Origin of the sequence: Paenibacillus sp. Cedars (genome assembly GCF_003184205.1) — a bacterium.
Lineage (GTDB): Bacteria > Bacillota > Bacilli > Paenibacillales > Paenibacillaceae > Paenibacillus_AQ > Paenibacillus_AQ glucanolyticus.
In genome coordinates this window covers 4539075-4557316 of the sequence record NZ_CP020866.1, presented here as the reverse complement: position 1 = coordinate 4557316, position 18242 = coordinate 4539075, and the positions used below count along the sequence as shown (strand labels likewise).

Annotated in this window: 15 protein-coding genes and 1 pseudogene; all 16 read left to right on the top strand. The window is 50.8% G+C overall.

The window, feature by feature from the left end:
• The first annotated feature begins 382 nt into the window (after nucleotides 1-382).
• The 16 genes and pseudogenes from B9D94_RS22765 (at nucleotide 383) to pepT (ending at nucleotide 18100) form a co-directional block, all read left to right on the top strand.
• Nucleotides 383-700, top strand: coding sequence for an ArsR/SmtB family transcription factor (locus B9D94_RS22765; protein ID WP_036641185.1), 318 nt, complete (start codon nucleotides 383-385; stop codon nucleotides 698-700).
• A gap of 70 nt (nucleotides 701-770) precedes the next feature.
• Complete coding sequence (locus B9D94_RS22760; protein WP_148248038.1) at nucleotides 771-1253, top strand: SRPBCC family protein; 483 nt, start codon at nucleotides 771-773, stop codon at nucleotides 1251-1253.
• Between the two features lie 253 nt (nucleotides 1254-1506).
• Nucleotides 1507-2511: a C45 family autoproteolytic acyltransferase/hydrolase gene (locus B9D94_RS22755; protein WP_148248843.1), complete on the top strand. Its 1005-nt coding sequence runs from the start codon at nucleotides 1507-1509 to the stop codon at nucleotides 2509-2511.
• Between the two features lie 19 nt (nucleotides 2512-2530).
• Nucleotides 2531-3121 carry a hypothetical protein gene (locus B9D94_RS22750; RefSeq protein WP_253806016.1) on the top strand — a complete coding sequence of 197 codons (591 nt, stop codon included), beginning with the start codon at nucleotides 2531-2533 and terminating at the stop codon, nucleotides 3119-3121.
• 158 nt (nucleotides 3122-3279) lie between these two features.
• Nucleotides 3280-3453: pseudogene (locus tag B9D94_RS31125) on the top strand (hypothetical protein); the annotation flags it as partial.
• 306 nt (nucleotides 3454-3759) lie between these two features.
• Nucleotides 3760-5493, top strand: a complete 1734-nt coding sequence (locus B9D94_RS22745) for an ABC transporter ATP-binding protein (RefSeq protein WP_006208617.1) — start codon at nucleotides 3760-3762, stop codon at nucleotides 5491-5493.
• Nucleotides 5486-7345, top strand: a complete 1860-nt coding sequence (locus B9D94_RS22740) for an ABC transporter ATP-binding protein (protein ID WP_148248037.1) — start codon at nucleotides 5486-5488, stop codon at nucleotides 7343-7345. Before B9D94_RS22745 ends, B9D94_RS22740 begins: the two co-directional genes overlap by 8 nt.
• A 574-nt stretch (nucleotides 7346-7919) precedes the next feature.
• The gene (locus tag B9D94_RS31970) at nucleotides 7920-8855 is read left to right on the top strand and encodes a cupin domain-containing protein (RefSeq protein WP_148248036.1); all 936 of its coding nucleotides are present in this window, start codon (nucleotides 7920-7922) and stop codon (nucleotides 8853-8855) included.
• A 294-nt stretch (nucleotides 8856-9149) separates the two neighbouring features.
• Nucleotides 9150-9926 (top strand): ABC transporter permease, encoded by a 777-nt coding sequence (locus B9D94_RS22725; RefSeq protein WP_076153165.1) that lies wholly within the window; start codon nucleotides 9150-9152, stop codon nucleotides 9924-9926.
• Nucleotides 9923-10723 carry an ABC transporter permease gene (locus B9D94_RS22720; RefSeq protein ID WP_006208621.1) on the top strand — a complete coding sequence of 267 codons (801 nt, stop codon included), beginning with the start codon at nucleotides 9923-9925 and terminating at the stop codon, nucleotides 10721-10723. The genes B9D94_RS22725 and B9D94_RS22720 overlap by 4 nt, the downstream gene beginning before the upstream one ends.
• A gap of 16 nt (nucleotides 10724-10739) precedes the next feature.
• Complete coding sequence (locus B9D94_RS22715) at nucleotides 10740-11732, top strand: ABC transporter ATP-binding protein (protein WP_148248035.1); 993 nt, start codon at nucleotides 10740-10742, stop codon at nucleotides 11730-11732.
• Nucleotides 11733-11934: 202 nt separating this feature from the next.
• Nucleotides 11935-13905: a tetratricopeptide repeat protein gene (locus B9D94_RS22710; RefSeq protein ID WP_148248034.1), complete on the top strand. Its 1971-nt coding sequence runs from the start codon at nucleotides 11935-11937 to the stop codon at nucleotides 13903-13905.
• Nucleotides 13906-14057: 152 nt separating this feature from the next.
• Nucleotides 14058-14813: a methionine ABC transporter ATP-binding protein gene (locus B9D94_RS22705; RefSeq protein ID WP_148248033.1), complete on the top strand. Its 756-nt coding sequence runs from the start codon at nucleotides 14058-14060 to the stop codon at nucleotides 14811-14813.
• Nucleotides 14813-15520: a methionine ABC transporter permease gene (locus B9D94_RS22700; protein ID WP_051449237.1), complete on the top strand. Its 708-nt coding sequence runs from the start codon at nucleotides 14813-14815 to the stop codon at nucleotides 15518-15520. Before B9D94_RS22705 ends, B9D94_RS22700 begins: the two co-directional genes overlap by 1 nt.
• A gap of 71 nt (nucleotides 15521-15591) precedes the next feature.
• A complete protein-coding gene (locus tag B9D94_RS22695; protein WP_148248031.1) occupies nucleotides 15592-16428 on the top strand; it encodes a MetQ/NlpA family ABC transporter substrate-binding protein in 837 nt (278 codons plus the stop codon).
• 439 nt (nucleotides 16429-16867) lie between these two features.
• Nucleotides 16868-18100, top strand: a complete 1233-nt coding sequence (gene pepT / locus B9D94_RS22690) for a peptidase T (protein ID WP_006208626.1) — start codon at nucleotides 16868-16870, stop codon at nucleotides 18098-18100.
• The last annotated feature ends 142 nt before the right edge of the window (nucleotides 18101-18242 follow it).

The following is an 18242-nucleotide window of genomic DNA, read 5'->3' as shown; positions in this document are numbered from 1 at the left end:
CTCCTGAATTTTGCTTGTTATTATTTTCCTCTACAATATGACGCATTCGCTCAGAATAAAGTTTCAACTATTACATCGGCAATTAAAAATTATTTTTTAGGAGCAGATCACAAATAAAGGAAATCGCTACTCTCGATCCATAGGCGATCCATATGGTGCAGCAGGGTCTGCCTCGCATCAGATTGACCTTGTTACCGCAAGGAAGCCCGGTGTCTTTCCATTGTTTAGACAGAACCGAGACGAATGCCATTCAGCATTTCAGGCTTAATAGCCCTAGTTCGATACATTTCGTTGCCAATGAGAAGCTGCTGAATCCGTTCAACAATGTAAATTCACATTATATAGCTTTACGGGAATATAACTATAAAGTAATATATTAAATATGATGAACGATAATCTTTTTGAAATATTAGCGGAACCCAATCGCAGGACCATTCTTGATTATTTGCGTGTAAAAGAGTGTACAGTGGGAGAGATTGTAGATCTAATGCCGCTCAGTCAACCGGGCGTGTCGAAACATCTGCGGATTTTGCGTGAAGCGGGACTTGTGTCTCTTCGCAAAGAAGCCCAAACCCATGTATACAGTCTGAATGCCAGGCCGCTGGAGGAAATTCATGACTGGCTGGAGCCTTACCGGAAGTTTTGGTCGAACAAGCTGGATGACTTGGAGAGAATCCTTGATCAGGATGAATCTTCTTAACAGTCCCAACGAATCTTAAGTTTGATGAAGCGATTTTGTTCAAAATGGGCATTTTTGAGGAGGGTAAACGATGTTAGCCGTTGTACAGCAAGACGAGTTTGGAACGAGTGTCCGGTTTGAGCGCCGATTGAAGCACTCAGTGGAGAAGGTGTGGTCATATCTGACTGATAACGAGAAGCTGACCCAATGGTTCTCCGAACTGAAGGTGGAGGATTTGCGCCTGGGAGGAAGAATGACCTTTGATATGCAGGACGGGAATTTCGAAGAAATGGAAATAACGGACTATCGGGAGCTGTCGGTGCTGGAATACACTTGGGGAGAGGACCGGGTACGCTTTGAACTGTATCCTGAAGCCGAAGGCTGTCGCCTGGTGCTCATTGAGAAAATAACCAAGCTCACAGATCATACACCGAAGGATATTGCCGGCTGGGATGTATGCCTTGACGTCATTGAAGCACTGCTTGAGGGAAGAACGATGGAATCCCGCAAGGACGTGTGGTCCGCGAAATATGAACAATACGTTCAGCAGTTTGAAGCATTGCCCCGTCAATAAGATGAAACTGCTCCTCCCAAGTATGTTGACATGCTTAGGCAGGAGCTTTTTCTATAGATATCGGCTTGATAAGATATCAGCGGTGCTGATGAAATTCGATATTGCAAGAAAACCTGCCTACGAATCGTGGTCGCTCATCCTGGGATTTGTGTCGCACAGAGGTTTTTTTATTGGAAGGAGGGTGAATTACATCTATAATCGGGTAAGGGATATATTTCCTATGCCGATAGTAAACCTGGATGGAGGGTTCAAGATGACGGATTATACCGTTCATATCATGCAGCTTCGAGGCGACAACTACGATAACGGACTTAAGCTGGGTCGCAGCCTGCAGAATCAATCGATATTACAAGCCTTTGGAGCGGCGACCAAACCGGAGATCGATGCGGAACAGATGAAGGCCATTTATAACGAGTTTGCCCCGCAGCTTGTAGCCGAGTTGGAGGGATTGGCAGAAGGGCTCAGATTATCGTTCAAAAAGACTGCAGCTCTTCTCGGCGGATATGATGTTCCGAAGATCGATGCCATGGGCTGTTCGGCCATGATCGCTCCAGCATATTACATAAGAAACTACGACTTCACGCCTGCGTTTTACGATGGTTATTTTACTATGGCCCAATCGGGGCAAGGACTGGCGACCGCGGGCTATAATCTGCAGGCGATAGGGCGACATGACGGTATAAATGAAAAAGGACTTGCGGCCGGACTTCATTTTGTCAGCTTTGAAGGATACCGGACGGGATTGTCTTCGTGGATCAGTGTTCGAATGATATTGGAGTCATGCGCTACAGTAGAAGAAGCAGCTTACATGCTGCGCCATATTCCCCATGCGGCCTGTTATAACTTTTCTCTGGGCGATGCGCGAGGAAATTCGGCGGTGGTTGAGGCAAGTCCGGATGAAGTCGTTACCCGAGCGGGCGATGAAGTTCTTGCCTGTGTCAACCATTATGAAGCATTGGCGGGCAAAAACAGGCCTTCCATTGAGCATTCCCTTCGTCGTAAATCTTACATCGAAAGCTTGGGCGCCCAGCGCCTGACCCATGCGGAAGCATTTGGTCTGTTTAAGGACCGTCAATCCCCGTTGTTTTATACGGATTACGATAATTTGTTCGGGACGCTGCATACCTTCTCTTATTCCTTTCAAGAAGAAAGAGTGATGACCTCGCTTGCACAAGGGGAAGTGCTCGATTTTTCATTCAGGGAATGGGCTGAGGGCAAGGATATTCCGGAAGTGATGATGACAGGGTTCATCGATTGATCAATGGGAGGTGTGTGTGGTGATTAAAGCTCGGGCAGCGGGAATATCGATGGGGGTGTTAGCGTTAATGTTATGTATTTTCTTGTCTGGCGCTGATCAAGCGGATGAGGAAATTACGCTCCATAACGAGATAAACACTCCCTATTATTATCGGATGCTCTTGTCTTATGCCCCGGACCAACAAACGGTGGAAAGGCAATACGGCAAGCCTGATATCGTAAGAAAAGAGCAGGATTACACCTACGAGATTCGCAAAATGCCAGATGGCAGCGAGCTGATCACTTTTTATAATTCCAACAGCGGTCATCTCATGGATCAGTGGCGTCTTAGCCGCCTCCCGGAACGAAGCGAGTTTGAGGCCTTGATCCCAGAGGTAACGCTTGCTCAGGATGTCAAGCAGATCGATCCTTATTTTCAGCTGATAGCTGATCAAACCGATGAAACAGGAACAAGCGAGCATCGACTCCGGGATTCCGGGTTAGCTACGATTAAATATAGGCACGCGGATGGCAGATGGATCATGGATTCGATCCAGTACATGGATCAGGATCCGTCGGGTTTTGTTTCCAAGCTGAGGGCGGAAGACCGGGCTGGATTTTGGAGCTCATAAGTAAACCGTATGTTTTTTATAGATAATTTGTGAGGAAGCAATTCCCTTCCAAGTGAAGGAGATTGCTTTTTGTGCTGCTAGTTTCCTCTGAATGTTAGAACATTCTGTGACGTTGCCACACTCAGGCCGCCGCCCTCTGCGTTTTCTTTGGCGGATTTGTTATAGCAGGCAATCTGGCCGGAGTGCTCCTGCACCGGTTCGTGCTGCAAACGGCGGAAGTGGATGCCATGATGTTCAGTCCGAGCATCCATGGTATCAGTTATGGCTATGCGGCGCTGCTGACGCTGCTGTTCTCGGGAATTGTCATGGTCTCCATGCATTACAAATTATAACGGATTGATATGATTGAAGCGCTGAAGTCCGTGGAATAGCTGTACGCTTTGCAAGAGAGCTGATTCGACAGGTGATGATCCTGAAGGACAGGTTCTATTTTTTTGATGCAGGGATAAAGGGTCTTGTCCGTACAGCAGTAGTATCTTTGGCCAGTATATCTCGTTATATTTTTTAATCTGCCGATAAGTTCTAGCAGAAAATATATTATAATAGACATATCCATGCTATTGAACGAACTAATATTGCTACTACATGAAGACCAATTTCAGAACATAATCTAGGTCTTCTGCCTCGGAGGAATGCATATGGGAATTGTCTTCTCGACCTTGAAAAAGTACCGCGTAGCCGCGATTGCGGCACTGGTCATGATGCTGATAGAGCTCACCGTTGAGCTGATTCAGCCGCTGCTTATCTCCAAAATCATTGACGACGGCATTCAGAAGCAGGACATGTCGGTTGTATGGATGTGGGGAGCCGTTTTAACTGGAAGCGCTGTTATCGCCTTTATAGCCGGAATTTCGAGCTCCTTCTTCGCGGCGCATACGAGTCAGGGGCTCGGCTATGATCTTCGCGATCAACTGTATGAGAAGGTGCAGTCCTTCTCCTATTCGATATTTAACCGGTTTGCCACATCGTCGCTGATTACAAGGCTGACGGGCGATGTCACCCAGATTCAGGATACGGTGTTCATGGGCCTGCGTTTCATGACGCGCGTTCCGTTAGTTGTGCTTGGCAGCATCGTTATGGCGCTGGTGGTGAACGTGAAGCTGGGCTTATTGCTGGTGCTAACCGTGCCTGTACTGTTTATATTTATCGCCTGGATTATGAAGCGGGCAGCCGATGCATTCCGGCGTGTCCAGCAGCGGCTGGATGCGGTGAACGGCGTTATACAGGAGAACCTGACCGGGATTCGGTTGATTCGTGTTTTCGTACGCATGGGCCATGAGATTGAACGGTTTGGTCGTACTTCTGGCAAGCTGATGAGTTCTACCATATCGACCTTGCGATTGACGGAGACCACGATGCCCTTTATTCTCCTGATCATGAATGCCGGGATTATGGCGGTTCTGTGGTTCGGCCGTAAAGACATCGCGACTGGCAGTGCCAGCGTTGGCGAGGTTGTAGCCGTCGTCAACTATTCGCTGCGCTGTATCGGTGCCATGTCAGCCCTCTCCTGGGTTGTTGTTGCGTTCTCCCGTGGACGGGCTTCCGCCCAGCGTGCACAGGAGGTGCTGAAGACCGAGGACGATGCAGCAACCGGAGTCTATAAGAACCATGATAATAAGGTTGAAATTGAAGGCGGAGTGAAATTCGAGCAAGTCAGTTTCAGCTATCCGGGCAGTGATATTGATGTGCTGACGGATATCTCTTTTGTGGCCAGACCCGGTGAGCGAATCGCTATTATGGGGGCTACCGGTTCAGGCAAATCCTCGCTGGTTCAGCTCATTCCGCGGCTGTACGAGGAGGATAAGGGGAATGTGCGGATAGACGGAAAGGATGCAGGGGAGATCGACCCGATGCATCTGCGCAGCAGCATTGGCTATGTTCCGCAGGAGGTGCTGCTCTTCTCCGGCACGGTTCGGGAGAACATTGCCTGGGGACGGGAGGATGCTTCCATGGACGAAATCAAGGAAGCGGCACGCAGAGCGCAGATCCACGATACGATAGAACATCTGCCTAACGGTTACGACACGATGCTTGGACAGCGCGGCGTTAACTTATCCGGAGGGCAGAAGCAGCGCTTGTCGATTGCGCGGGCGCTCGTACGGAAGCCTTCCATCCTCATCCTGGATGACAGCACAAGCGCACTTGACGTTCGCACGGAAGGTGCTTTGCTGGATGCTCTGAAGGATTTGTCCTGCACAACATTTTTGATCACACAGAAGATCAGCTCAACCACCTCGGCAGATTTGATTCTGCTGCTGGATGACGGGCGATTGATCGGAAAAGGGAATCATGACTCCTTGATGGAGAGCTCCTCCCTGTATCGACGCATCTATGAATCCCAATACGGAGAGGGGGTGCAGCAGCATGCTTAAGGCATTCACTGAACCATTTCGTCATCCAAGGCCAAAGATCGATCTTGGCAAAAGCAAGGATAGCGGTTCGGGCCGCAAGCCCAAGGCAAAAGCCAAGAATTGGTCGGGCACCCTTTCCAGAATATGGGCTTATCTCGCCCGCCGCAAAGGAAAGCTTGCACTTGTGCTGCTGATGGTGATGTTCAGCTCCGGGCTTGCGTTGCTCGGCCCTTATCTGCTCGGGGTCGGGGTAGATCGGTTCCTGAATGATATCAAAGACCCGGGCGGCTTGGTGGACTCCGGCTGGATGTATTTTCTTATCGGATTGGCTGTTGTGTACGTCCTTCAGGCTTTAACCACCTGGCTGCACAACATCTGGATGATCGGCATAGCCCAAGAGACGGTATACCGGATGCGAATGGATCTGTTTACGCATCTGCACCGGCTGCCGATTCCGTTCTATGGAAAGCGCCAACAGGGCGAGATTATGAGTCGTCTGACCAATGATATTGAGAACGTCAGTTCAACACTGAACAGCTCGGCCATTCAAATATTCTCGAGTGTGCTGACCTTAATCGGTACGTTAACCGTTATGCTGTGGCTCAGTCCGCTCCTTACACTGCTGACATTTCTGGTGGTTCCCCTGATGATGCTGGGGATGCGCTGGATCACTCGGCGAACCGGTCCCTTATTCAAAGAGCGTCAACGCAATCTGGGGGATTTGAACGGCTATATTGAAGAAACGCTGTCGGGACAGCGGATTATTAAGGCTTTCTCCCAGGAGGAGCGGGTTATCCGTGAATTCGATGAGCGCAATCAACGGATTCGTCTATCGGGCTTCTGGGCACAGAGCATCTCGGGTTTTATTCCGAAGCTGATGAACGGGCTGAACAACCTGAGTTTTGCGATCGTAGCGGGGATTGGCGGCATTATGGCGATTCAGGGGCATATCACGATCGGTGTCATCATCATATTTGAGAGTTACGCGCGACAGTTTACCAGACCGCTGAACGATCTGGCGAACCAGTGGAACACGCTGTTGTCTGCCATCGCGGGGGCGGAACGCGTATTCGAGGTGCTGGATGAAGAGGTTGAAGCGAAGGATGAAGGGGCCGCTGTCGCACTGAAGAGTGTAGAGGGAGCGGTGACATTCAACAATGTATCTTTTTCCTATGAAAAAGACGGGGATACGCTGGATGGAATCAGCTTTGAGGCGAAGCCCGGCGAGATGATTGCGCTGGTCGGTCCGACGGGTGCAGGGAAGACAACGTTAATTCAGCTGCTCTCCCGGTTCTACGACCCGAACAGCGGTACCATTACTCTGGATGGACGGGACATTTCCTCCATTCGCAGGGAAAGCCTGCGAGCACAGATGGCTTTTGTGCTGCAGGATTCCTTCCTGTTCCAAGGCACCATCCGTGAGAATATCCGCTTCGGACGGCTTGATGCGACCGATGAAGAGGTCGAGGCAGCTGCGAAGCTGGCGAATGCCCACTCGTTCATCGTACGGATGAAGGACGGTTATGACAAGATGCTCAAACCGGACGGCAGCGGCATCAGCCAAGGCCAGAAGCAGCTGCTTGCGATTGCCAGAGCGATACTCGCCAATCCCTCCATGCTGGTGCTGGATGAAGCAACAAGCAGCATCGATACCGTAACGGAGATCAAAATCCAGGAAGGGCTGCAGCGGCTGATGAAGGGACGGACGAGCTTTGTGATTGCCCACCGTCTAAACACCATCCGCTCGGCGGACCGCATCCTGGTGCTGAAGGACGGACGCCTGCTGGAGCAGGGCTCCCACGATGAGCTGCTGAAGCAGGGAGGATTCTACAGCGACCTGTATCATGGTCAATTAAAACGGGCGGCCATGTAACACCGTGCCCGTGCCGATGATTGATTGCATTAGAACATAATGAAAACCACCGGAGAGGCTTAATCAAGCTGCTGCTCCGGTGGTTTTTTGTTATGGGTCATGGTTGAATTCATATGCTGTGTGCCGCGTAGCCCTGGGCGGACGCCGTATCGATGTTTCATTAGCAGCCAAGCCATAAGCCGAGTTATAACCCTTCAGCCATACGCGGATGACTTAGCTGCCTTGTTTACTTGGAGCTGGTTGTTTGAACTTGCAGTTTGCGCTGCGCTTCCCTGCCGAATTGCAGCATAAACTGAAGAAGAATGCCGGCCTGTATGGCAACCAGGACTAAATAGGTGTTGCTGTTAGGTGGAGGCTCCCTGAAACATACTCAGCGGATTCCAAGGTTTCCGAAGATCAGAAACATCGCAATGAGGAGCGGGGATACTCCCGCGAAGGTAAACAACAGGACGAAGCAGGTCAACAGCAGGGTGGAAGCCGAGTAGAATAGATAACGGGTTCCCTACTTCTACATATGCCGAGCCTCCCATGCATACAGATTTATAGATCAGAGAACTTTCAGGGGAGGAATACGATGCTCGATCCAGTACTGACATCTCCGAATTTGAAGCTGTATGCAGACTCGAACGACACCTTAAACTATAAACGCGATGCGGGAAACTACATAACTCAGGTGTTCGGAGCCCAAATGCCTGCAATTGCGACAGGCTTCTTCAATGTTCATATGACTCAAGGGATCATTATTCAGCCTCACTGGCATACCAATGTGAATGAGCTGGTATTTGTCATCAGCGGCGAAGTGATTACTTCGGTATTCAATCCGTTTACCCAGAAGCTGATGACCTACAAGCTAAAGCCGGGCCAGGTCTCGATGTTCCCCAAGGGATGGTTTCACTGGATTTTGACGCTTAGCGACAAGGCCCACATTCTGACCATATTTGATCAGCCGACGCCGGATATTGTGTATGGAGCAGACTTTCTGCGGCATATTCCGAAGGAGATTCTGCACATTGCCTATTGCATCAATGAGGAGGATTACGCCAAAGCCGTTGCTCCACTGAAGGAAACGGTCATTCTGGGACCGCCGCCGGGCTGTGGCAAGCGGGACGACAATACATCCGACAATGCCTCCTATTTTGAGTCGGTCCAGCAGCCGTTTGGTCAGCAGCCAGCGTATGGTGCCCAACAGGCGCCTTCGGCACCTAACTACTACGGGTACCCGCCTCCGCCTTCCTATCCGTTTTATCAACAGGCCAGACCGCCGCAGTACACCGCTTATCCGTCCTATGCACCATACCCTCAGCAGCCGTCCTATCCATCTCAGACCCCTTACACGTCATCCTATCAGCAGCCCCCATCCTTCCAGCAGCAGCTCTTTCAACAGCAGTCCTTCCAACAGCCGCAGCCGTTCCAGCATCTTCAATATCTGTATAATACGCAGCCGGATTTAGATACAGCCGCAAGTCGCGGTCCTGAACCTGATACGGGCACCGTCCCTGAGACAGAGTAACAACACAGACTTTCAGCTGCTGCAAGCTGTATCAGATCAGGTGCTTTGTAAACACTCATCTCACGAAAGCGAAAGCGAATTCGAAGTCTTCAAACTCTACGCCAGATTTTTCTAGAATCGGCGCAGGGATGAGAAGGCTTCTTTTTTTGTTTGGCGTCGCCACGGCTCTGATTTTGCTCCTGAAAAAATCCTTGCCTGATATGGAACGTTCTGGTATGCTATTGTCCTTCTCTCATTTTCGCCTTGTCTGAAGTGGATGGGTCCGCCATCTAAAATGCTTATCGGAGGTGCTTCATGCTTTATTTCACATTGGCTTCCAAAGCCTATGCCCGTAATTTGCAGTACCGCGGCGCCCACATGGTGCACAATGTCGCCAGTGCGATGTTCGGATTCATGTATGCCTGTATCTGGATCGGTCTCGGTGCAGATTACGCGCTTGGAGATTACGGAACGCAGGGAATGGTCGGTTATATCGCCTTTACGCAAGCTGCGCTCTGGGTTTCCAGTTTCGTCACGAACGGCCTCGGCATTCCCCAAGCTGTTCGAACCGGCCATATTTCACTGGATTTGATGCGTCCCGTTCATTTGTTCAGCCATTTAATGGCCAAGGAATGGGGGCAAATCGCCTACCAATTCGTTTACAAATCGATCCCGATCTACCTGGTTTATTACTTTGCTTTCTCTTTGCAGTTACCCGGGAAAGCCTCCACGTTCCTCTATGTTGCCATAGCCCTGGCAGGCGCCGCCTACTTATCGATCTGTATCAACTATCTCATCGGCGCATCCGCCTTATGGACAACGGAATCGTCTTGGTTGTATTGGGGCAACCACGCGATGATCAATCTCCTTGCAGGTTTCTTCATTCCCATCGAATGGCTGCCCGGCTGGCTGCAGACGATTGCCTGGTGGTCGCCGTATCCGTATCTGCTCTATGTACCTACCCGAATCTATCTGGGCTTCGATGACGTTTCCTATCTGTGGGGCACGCTCATGTGGTGTGTGCTGCTTACGCTGGCAGGTCTGCTGGCTACCGGCTTCCTAAGGCGGAAAGTGGAGGTGCAGGGAGGATGACCACGAGATCCTGGCTGTCCCTGTATGCGCTGCTGATCCGAACGAGCATCAAAAGCCGCATGCAGTACAAATTCAATTTTATTCTGGCTTCGTTTCTTGCTGCATTGATCCAAATATCCGAATTCCTCATGGTTGCCATTGTCCTCTATAAGTTCGGGGCCATCCAGGGCTGGTCCATGCACGAAATCGCGTATTTGTTTGCTATCATGACCCTATCGAAGACGCTCTACCGGACGTTTGGGGATGAAGTGCATCATCTTGAGAAATATCTGGTGAACGGTGAGCTTGACCAGCTGCTTACCCGTCCCATGCCCGTGCTGCTGGCGCTTATGCCGCAGAAATTCCGGATTATGCTGGGCGAAGTGCTGCAGGGCGGTTTTCTGCTCTGGTGGTCGCTCCATGGCATGATGGCGGCAGGTCAGGTGGGATGGAGCGCAGTGCCGCAATCGCTGTATATTATTGTCACGGGGGCTGTCATCCTGTTCTCGATCGGCCTTGCGACCGCAACCTTCGGGTTTTGGACGACCCGGATCACCGAGCTTCAGAATCTGACGGAGGACGCGGCTCGGACGGCTGCTCAATATCCGTTGACTCTGTATCCGAAATGGATGTCATCGATCCTGCTGATCATTGTCCCGGTTGGTTTAGTCAATTATATTCCGTCACTATACATACTGCGCGGCGAGCTGGGGGTATGGGTGCTACCTGCCTTGGCAGGAGCGGCCCTGTTATGTCTCGGCATAAGTTTGAAGTTCTGGCAGTTCGGTTTGACCAAATATCAAAGTACGGGGAGTTAAGGGAGGAGCGTGTCACATGATTGAAGCTCATAACATACGCAAGGAGTTCAAAACGCCGGTTGTGAAGGAGGGGCGCTTCTCCGGTTTGCGAACCCTGTTTACGAGAGAATACCGGACGAAGGAAGCCGTTAGAGGCATCAGTTTTCAAGTGGAGCAGGGAGAGTTTGTCGGTTATATCGGGCCGAACGGGGCCGGGAAGTCCACCACCATCAAAATGCTGACGGGCATTCTCCATCCAACCTCAGGTCGCGTCTCGATTGGCGGCATGAATCCGCACAAGGAACGGCGCAGCGTTGTAAACAATCTGGGCGTCGTGTTCGGTCAGCGCAGCCAGCTGTGGTGGGATCTCCCGGTGAAGGACTCCTATGATATTCTGGCCAAAATGTACAGCGTGGATCAGGCCGACAAGGAGCGGAGGCTCGGACAGTTCGCCGAACTGCTCGATTTACAGGCGTTCTGGGAAACGCCTGTACGCAAGCTGTCGCTCGGACAGCGCATGCGCGCCGACCTCGCGGCTGCGATGCTGCATGACCCGGGCGTGCTGTTTCTGGATGAACCGACAATCGGGCTGGACGTGAACGCTAAGCGGAACATCCGCCATTTTCTCAAGCTGATCAATGAGCAATTCGGCAAGACCATTCTGCTCACGACGCATGATATGGATGACATCGAACAGCTCTGCAATCGGGTGATGGTCATTAACAACGGGGAGCTTTCCTATGATGGAACGGTCCGGTCCCTGCGAGATACAATCGGTCTGCCTACGCTGATTACCGTGACATTTCGCGGCCCTTTTGCAATCCCGGAGCAATTCCAGGGAGCAGGAGAAGGAAGCCGTGCAGTTCCGCTTCGGGTAATGAGCGCGGTGGATAACACCGTCACCATTGAGGTGAACCGCCGCGAGATGAATACACTGGATATTTTTAAGGAGCTGGGCCGCTGGGGCGAACTGGATGATATCGATATGGAAGATCCCGATTTTGAAGACGTTATTCATAAGGTGTATTAGATTTAGTTATTGGGATTGGACATGATGACGAGAATCGTACAGTATAATAGGATATACACCGTAAAGAGGAACCGGAATGGGTTCCTCTTTAATTTGGGTGCAAATGGACATAGAGGAAGTATAATATAGAGATGAGAGGGAAACCCTCTGCTCTTATTCACACGACCCAGGAATAATAACTACATATAAAGGGTGATCCACCATGAAATGGATGAAACGAATCTGGTTCCGCATGGGTAACCATTACAGGAAGAAGCGGGAGTTTGAACAAGCGCTTAAATATATGAGAAAAGGCGAGAGTGCCATCACAAGTTTTGATGACAAGCTCCATTATGCGGAGCTGCTGCATAACAGCGGTCACTCGGAGGAGGCTGTAACCTATCTGGGGCGTCTCATCGATTCGAGCGGGAGCCATCGTGCTTATGAGCGGCGTGCGCATATTTTGCGTGAACTGAACCGGGAGACGGAAGCGATAGAGGATTTAGATGAAGCTATCCGGTTAAATGCCGACAATTATCTGAACTGGTATACCCGGGGAATTGCTCATAAAGACCTGAACCAATACGAAGAGGCGATCCGGTATTTGAAAGAAAGCATCAAGAGAGAGGACGACAGCACGGTCATCTCGACTTATTATGAGCTGGGAATGACCTATTACGAGAGCGGCAATCCGGCAGAGGCAGCGAACTGTTTCCGCCTGAGCATCCAGCAGCCGGACCGCGCCATCCCGATGTATTATTATATGCTGTCCGTATCCCTGGATCTGATGGATCATGTGCAGGAAGCGGTTGGGGTTCTGCAAGAGGGGATTCAGTTGGCGGATCGGTATGAAGCGGAGGCAGATGGCGGATATGCCATGTTTGCCGGGAGCACCAACTACAGCTACGGCGCATTTCTGACGTTTCAGCGGCAGGTGCGGGAAGCCCATTCTTTTCGGAAGCCCATGGCGGACCTGTATGTGCAGCTGGGGGATCTGGGACAGGCCGAGTTCTATCTGTCGGAGGCCATTGAGCGGTATCCGGACTCATACGAGCTTTACTTGAAGAGGGCGGAAGTCTTCAACCAGTCAGGAAACAAGAACGCTGCCAAAGCGGATTTGGAGTGGGCCATCGAAGCGGAGCCGGACGATTACCGCGCGTATTTCGATTTGGCCCGGATCTATCGCGAGGATGCCCGGGAAGAGCTGGCTTATGAGCTGATCTCGAAGCTGTATGGAAGGCAGCCGGATTCACCGCTGGCCTGCTACTGGATGGTTGACTGCTATTACCGGGTTGGTCGCAATGAAGAGGCATTGGCGCTGAATAACAAACTGCTGGAGCTTGAGAATGATGATGCACCCAATTATGTGCAGCGGGCCGACATTTATATGGAAATGAATGATCTGCCGTCTGCGGAGCAGTCTTTGAAGGAGGCTGCCGCCCTTCAGGATGGGTCCGAAATCCGCAACAAACTGAGTTATGTGCTATATCTTCAAGGCCGCAATGAGGAGGCGCTGCTTGAGCTGCAGGAAGCGGTGAAGCAGGAGGAGGCTTTCTCCGAGCATCCGACCTACCTTGCCGCCAGCGGCCATATCTATAAAGAGATGGGCATGTGGGACCTGGCCATTGACGCCTATTCCCAGGCGATTCAAGCCCAGCCATCGAATTCGAGATTTTACGAGTTTCGTGCCGTTTGTTTTGTGGAAACCGGCCAGCTGGAGCGGGGGCTGACCGATTGCGCACAAGGACTCAGCCTGAACCCGGAGCAGGGAAGTTTATACAGCTTGCGAAGCGGAATCTATTATACGATGGCGGACTATGCCCGCGCGAAGGAAGATACGCTGAATGTGCTGGAATTGTCGCCGGGCCATCCGGGGGCCTATTTCAGATTGGGACAGATCTATTACAAGGATCAGGACGAGGATGCGGCACTGGCTGCTTTTGACGAGGTGCTGAAGATGGTGCCAGAGCATGCCGACAGCTATCTGTACAAAGCCCATATCTATTACGGTCAGTTCGAGCATGAGGATGCGATACAGTCCATTGTCAACTGGAGTTTGCATCTGCACAAGGAGATGTCACCGGCGGATAAAATTCAGGCCATTGAAGGCTTGGAAGGCTTCGAGGAAGGCGTGCTGGAGAAGGCGGTTGAACGCTTGACGGGGATGTACGGACATCAGCTGTATTTATCCTGAGCCGTTTTGGTAAACATTCCAATGTGACTGTCAATAAGTCGTGTCACATTTTGTCTAAAATTGTGGTATGATTCTATTGTTGTTGCAGCATATTTTGCTCGCAGGCTGTATAGCCACGCGGGCTTTCTTCATGTGGCAAGGAGGGGATTAGATTGATCTCGCTGCAAGAGGTTAGTAAAAGCTTTGGGAATGGCAGTGACCGTTATCAGGCGATCGACGCTGTCTCTCTCGATATTGCCGAGGGCAGCATACACGGGATCATCGGCGCGAGCGGAGCCGGGAAATCGACGCTGCTGCGCATCATGAACGTACTGGAGAGACCGGACTCGGGCCGAGTCATGGTGAATGGTCAGGAGCTGACTTCCCTTGGCGGCAGGCAGCTGCGGGAAGCAAGAAGATCGATCGGCATGATCTTCCAGCTGTTCCAGCTGGTCAGCAATCGTACGGCTTACGGGAATGTATCCATTCCGCTTGAGCTGGCGAAGGTACCGAAGGCAGATCGGATGAAGCGCGTGCAGGAGGTTCTGCGTTTTGTCGGACTTGAGGATAAAGCAAAGTTATATCCGGCTCAGCTTAGCGGTGGGCAGAAGCAGAGGGTAGCAATTGCCAGGGCTTTAGCCAATTCGCCTTCCTTATTGTTATGCGATGAGCCGACTTCTTCACTGGATCCGCAGACGACGGCGGGCATACTGGATGTGTTGAGACATATCAACCGAACGCTTGGGGTCACGATTGTGATTGTTTCTCACGAGATGGAGGTTGTCAACGGCATTTGTGATGCGGTGTCGGTCATGGAGGACGGCTGTTTGATAAGAACCTATCAGAATAACGCGGGTAGAGCGGAGGCTCCTGAACAAGAGAGAGGGCAAGGGTACCGGAGTCGCCGTGGAAGCGAGGAATCGGATTGATGGACTACGTGAATAGCGTGATTCAATACTTGAACGATTACTTCGCCTATGTCATGCAGTACCAGGACGAAATATGGCAGGCTATTGGTCAGACGTTCGTTATGGTTGGCATTTCAATCGCTGCGGCGATATTACTGGGTCTTCCGGTAGGAACACTATTGTTTCTGTGCAGAAAAGGCCAGTTGTACGCGAATCGATGGTTGTTCACCTTATTGAACAGTCTGGTTAATGTCATCCGCTCGTTCCCGTTCTTGCTGCTGGTTGTCAGCATGATTCCACTGACCCGCCTGATTGTGGGCACATCGCTTGGGACGCTGGCAGCCGCTGTGCCGTTATCTGTCATAGCCGTCGCTACGTATTCAAGATTAGTTGAGCAGTCTCTGCTCGAGGTGCCGAAGGAAGTGCTAGAGGCCGCCTCGTCGATGGGCGCTTCCAAGCTGCAGATGATTTTCAAGTTCCTCTACGTTGAGGCAAGGTCCGGACTCGTGCTTGGATTGACAACATCAACGATCAGCTTCATCTCGTATTCTACGGTTATGGGCATCGTTGGCGGCGGCGGTGTCGGGGATTTTGCCATTCGTTACGGATACCAGCGGTTTGAGACCGAAATCATGGTGTTCACGATTATCATCATGATCATTCTCGTACAGTCGATCCAGTTTAGCGGGAGCTTGGCTTCAAGACTCCTCGACAAGAGAAGAAGCTAAGTTTTACGACCCTTTTTGTTAGTAACACCTGTACCAGACCAACCTACAATTTTACCTGGGGGTAACCAACTATGAATAAGAGATTACTACTGCTCGTACTGACGATCATGCTTGTGCTTGCCGGCTGCGGAGAGAAGGCAGCCGAGGAGGAAACTCCTGAAAATGCAACGCCTGAGACCAAAGAAGAAGTTACATTAAAAGTGGCTGCGCTCATCCCGCCGATGACTGAGGTGCTTGATCTCGTCAAGCCTATGTTGAAGGAAGAGGGCATTCATCTTGAAGTTCTGATTCTGTCTGATAATGTCCAGCCTAACAATGCATTGGCGAATAACGAGGTGGATGCGAACTTCTTCCAGCATGTGCCGTACATGGAAGAATACAATGCAAACAACGGCTCGGAGCTTGTACCGGTAACACCGATCTATAATGCCGTTTTTGGGGCGTATTCCAAGAAGTATAAGACCATTGAGGAGCTTCCGGACGGTGCAACGATTGCGATCCCGAACGATCCTTCCAACATCGGCCGTTCCCTGGTCATGTTCGAGAAGAATGGTCTGATCAAGCTGAAGGAAGGCGTCGGAATCCAGGCCACGCAAGGGGATATTGTGGAGAACCCGCACAACTACAAATTTACCGAGGTCGACCTGCTCATGCTGGCCCGTACCCTGGACGATGTAGATATGGTGGCGATGACACCGGCATATGCCAAACCGCTGGGACTCACGCCGAAGAAAGATGCCCTGGTCACAGAAGGCAATGACTCCGAGTTCACCATTACACTGGTAGCTCGCAAGGATAATGTAGACTCCGAGCCGATCCAGAAGCTGGCTGAAGCCATGACCAGTCCGGAAGTGAAGAAGTTCTTCGAGGACAACTATTCCGAGATTGCACTGCCTGCATTTGAATAATGATGGGCTTACGCTTCATATTGGGCCGTCGAACAGTTAAAGGCCTCATCACATGGAATGGGTCATTTTCATCATGAGGGTTGCTTAATTGACAGATGTCACCTAATCAATAGGCTTGTTAGCTTTAAGAAATGGCGGTGCTCAGGATGCTTATCCGTGCACCGCCGTTTCTTTGTGTTTGGATCCTGCGGAAGAGGACGAAACGATTCCGGACTCGAAGCGTCTCTCAAGAGAAACAAGGGCATCGCAGGGCGCTATGATTCTTTCTGCTGCGATCTTTGTCATGAATTGACCCAGAACATGACAACTGGATATAATTGAAGAGGTAATTTTCGACCTTTAGATAGTCTGTATTCAAGCTGGGAAGGTACTTCAAGGCTAGGCATTACATATCGCAGCATGTGTTGGTGATCAATAACTCGTATTGGAGCTGAGAATGATGAAGAAGGAAGTTATCGACAGACTCATTACCTATGCACAAGTGGATACGCAATCAGACGAGAACAGCAATACTTGTCCTTCGACACCCGGACAGCTAACGCTTGCCGGCTTGCTCGTGGACGAACTGAAAGAGATTGGCATGCAGGAAGTCACCATGGATGAGAACGGCTATGTCATGGCCACGCTTCCGGCTAACTCGGATAAAGCGATCCCGACCATTGGCTTTTTGGCACATATCGATACGGCGACTGATTTTACGGGTACCGGTGTCAAGCCGCAGATTATAGAACAATATGATGGACATGACATCATTCTGAATAGAGCACAGAATATAGTCCTTTCCCCGCGGGATTTTCCGGAGTTGAGCGGATACAAAGGCCACACACTCGTAACAACGGATGGCACGACCTTGCTGGGGGCTGACGATAAAGCGGGCATTGCAGAGATTATGACAGCCATGGCGTACCTCATTCAACACCCTGAGCTTAAGCATGGAACAATCCGGGTTGCCTTCACGCCGGATGAAGAGATCGGCAGAGGACCTCACAAGTTCGACGTGGAGGCGTTCGGTGCAAAATACGCTTACACCATGGATGGCGGACCGCTCGGAGAGCTTCAATATGAAAGCTTTAACGCAGCAGCAGCGCTTGTTACTTGCAAAGGCAAGAACGTACATCCCGGTACAGCCAAAGGGAAAATGGTCAACGCCGCGAAAATCGCCATGGAGCTGAACCGTATGCTGCCTGTCGAAGAAGCGCCTGAACATACCGAAGGTTATGAAGGCTTCTACCATCTCTCCTCCATTGAAGGCGATGTGGAACTGACCGAGCTTCGTTATATTATCCGTGATCATGACCGGGAGCTTTTTGAAGGAAGAAAGGCCAAACTCGCCTCTGTCGTGGAAGAGCTTCAGCACAAATATGGTGCCGAACGGATCGTACTGCAGATGAAAGACCAGTATTACAATATGCGAGAGAAAATCGAGCCGGTCAAAGAGGTGGTGGATATCGCTCAGACAGCGATGGAGAAGCTTGGGATCAAGCCGATCATCGAGCCTGTGCGCGGTGGTACCGACGGATCACAATTGTCTTACATGGGCCTGCCTACACCGAATATTTTCACTGGCGGGGAGAACTACCACGGCCGCTATGAATATGTATCGGCCGACAATATGGTATTGGCGGTCCAGACGATTATTGAGATTGTGCAGCTGTACGAGGCTCAGGCTTAAGGTGAAACCGGGGGAGTTTACCCTCTTCGATTACTAGATTTGTTTAGGTTTAGCGACTTGGTATATGGCGAGAGATTGGATTCTCAATCTCTCACCATATACTGCGGATAACAAGCATCAATCAAAACTCAAACATGAGCAA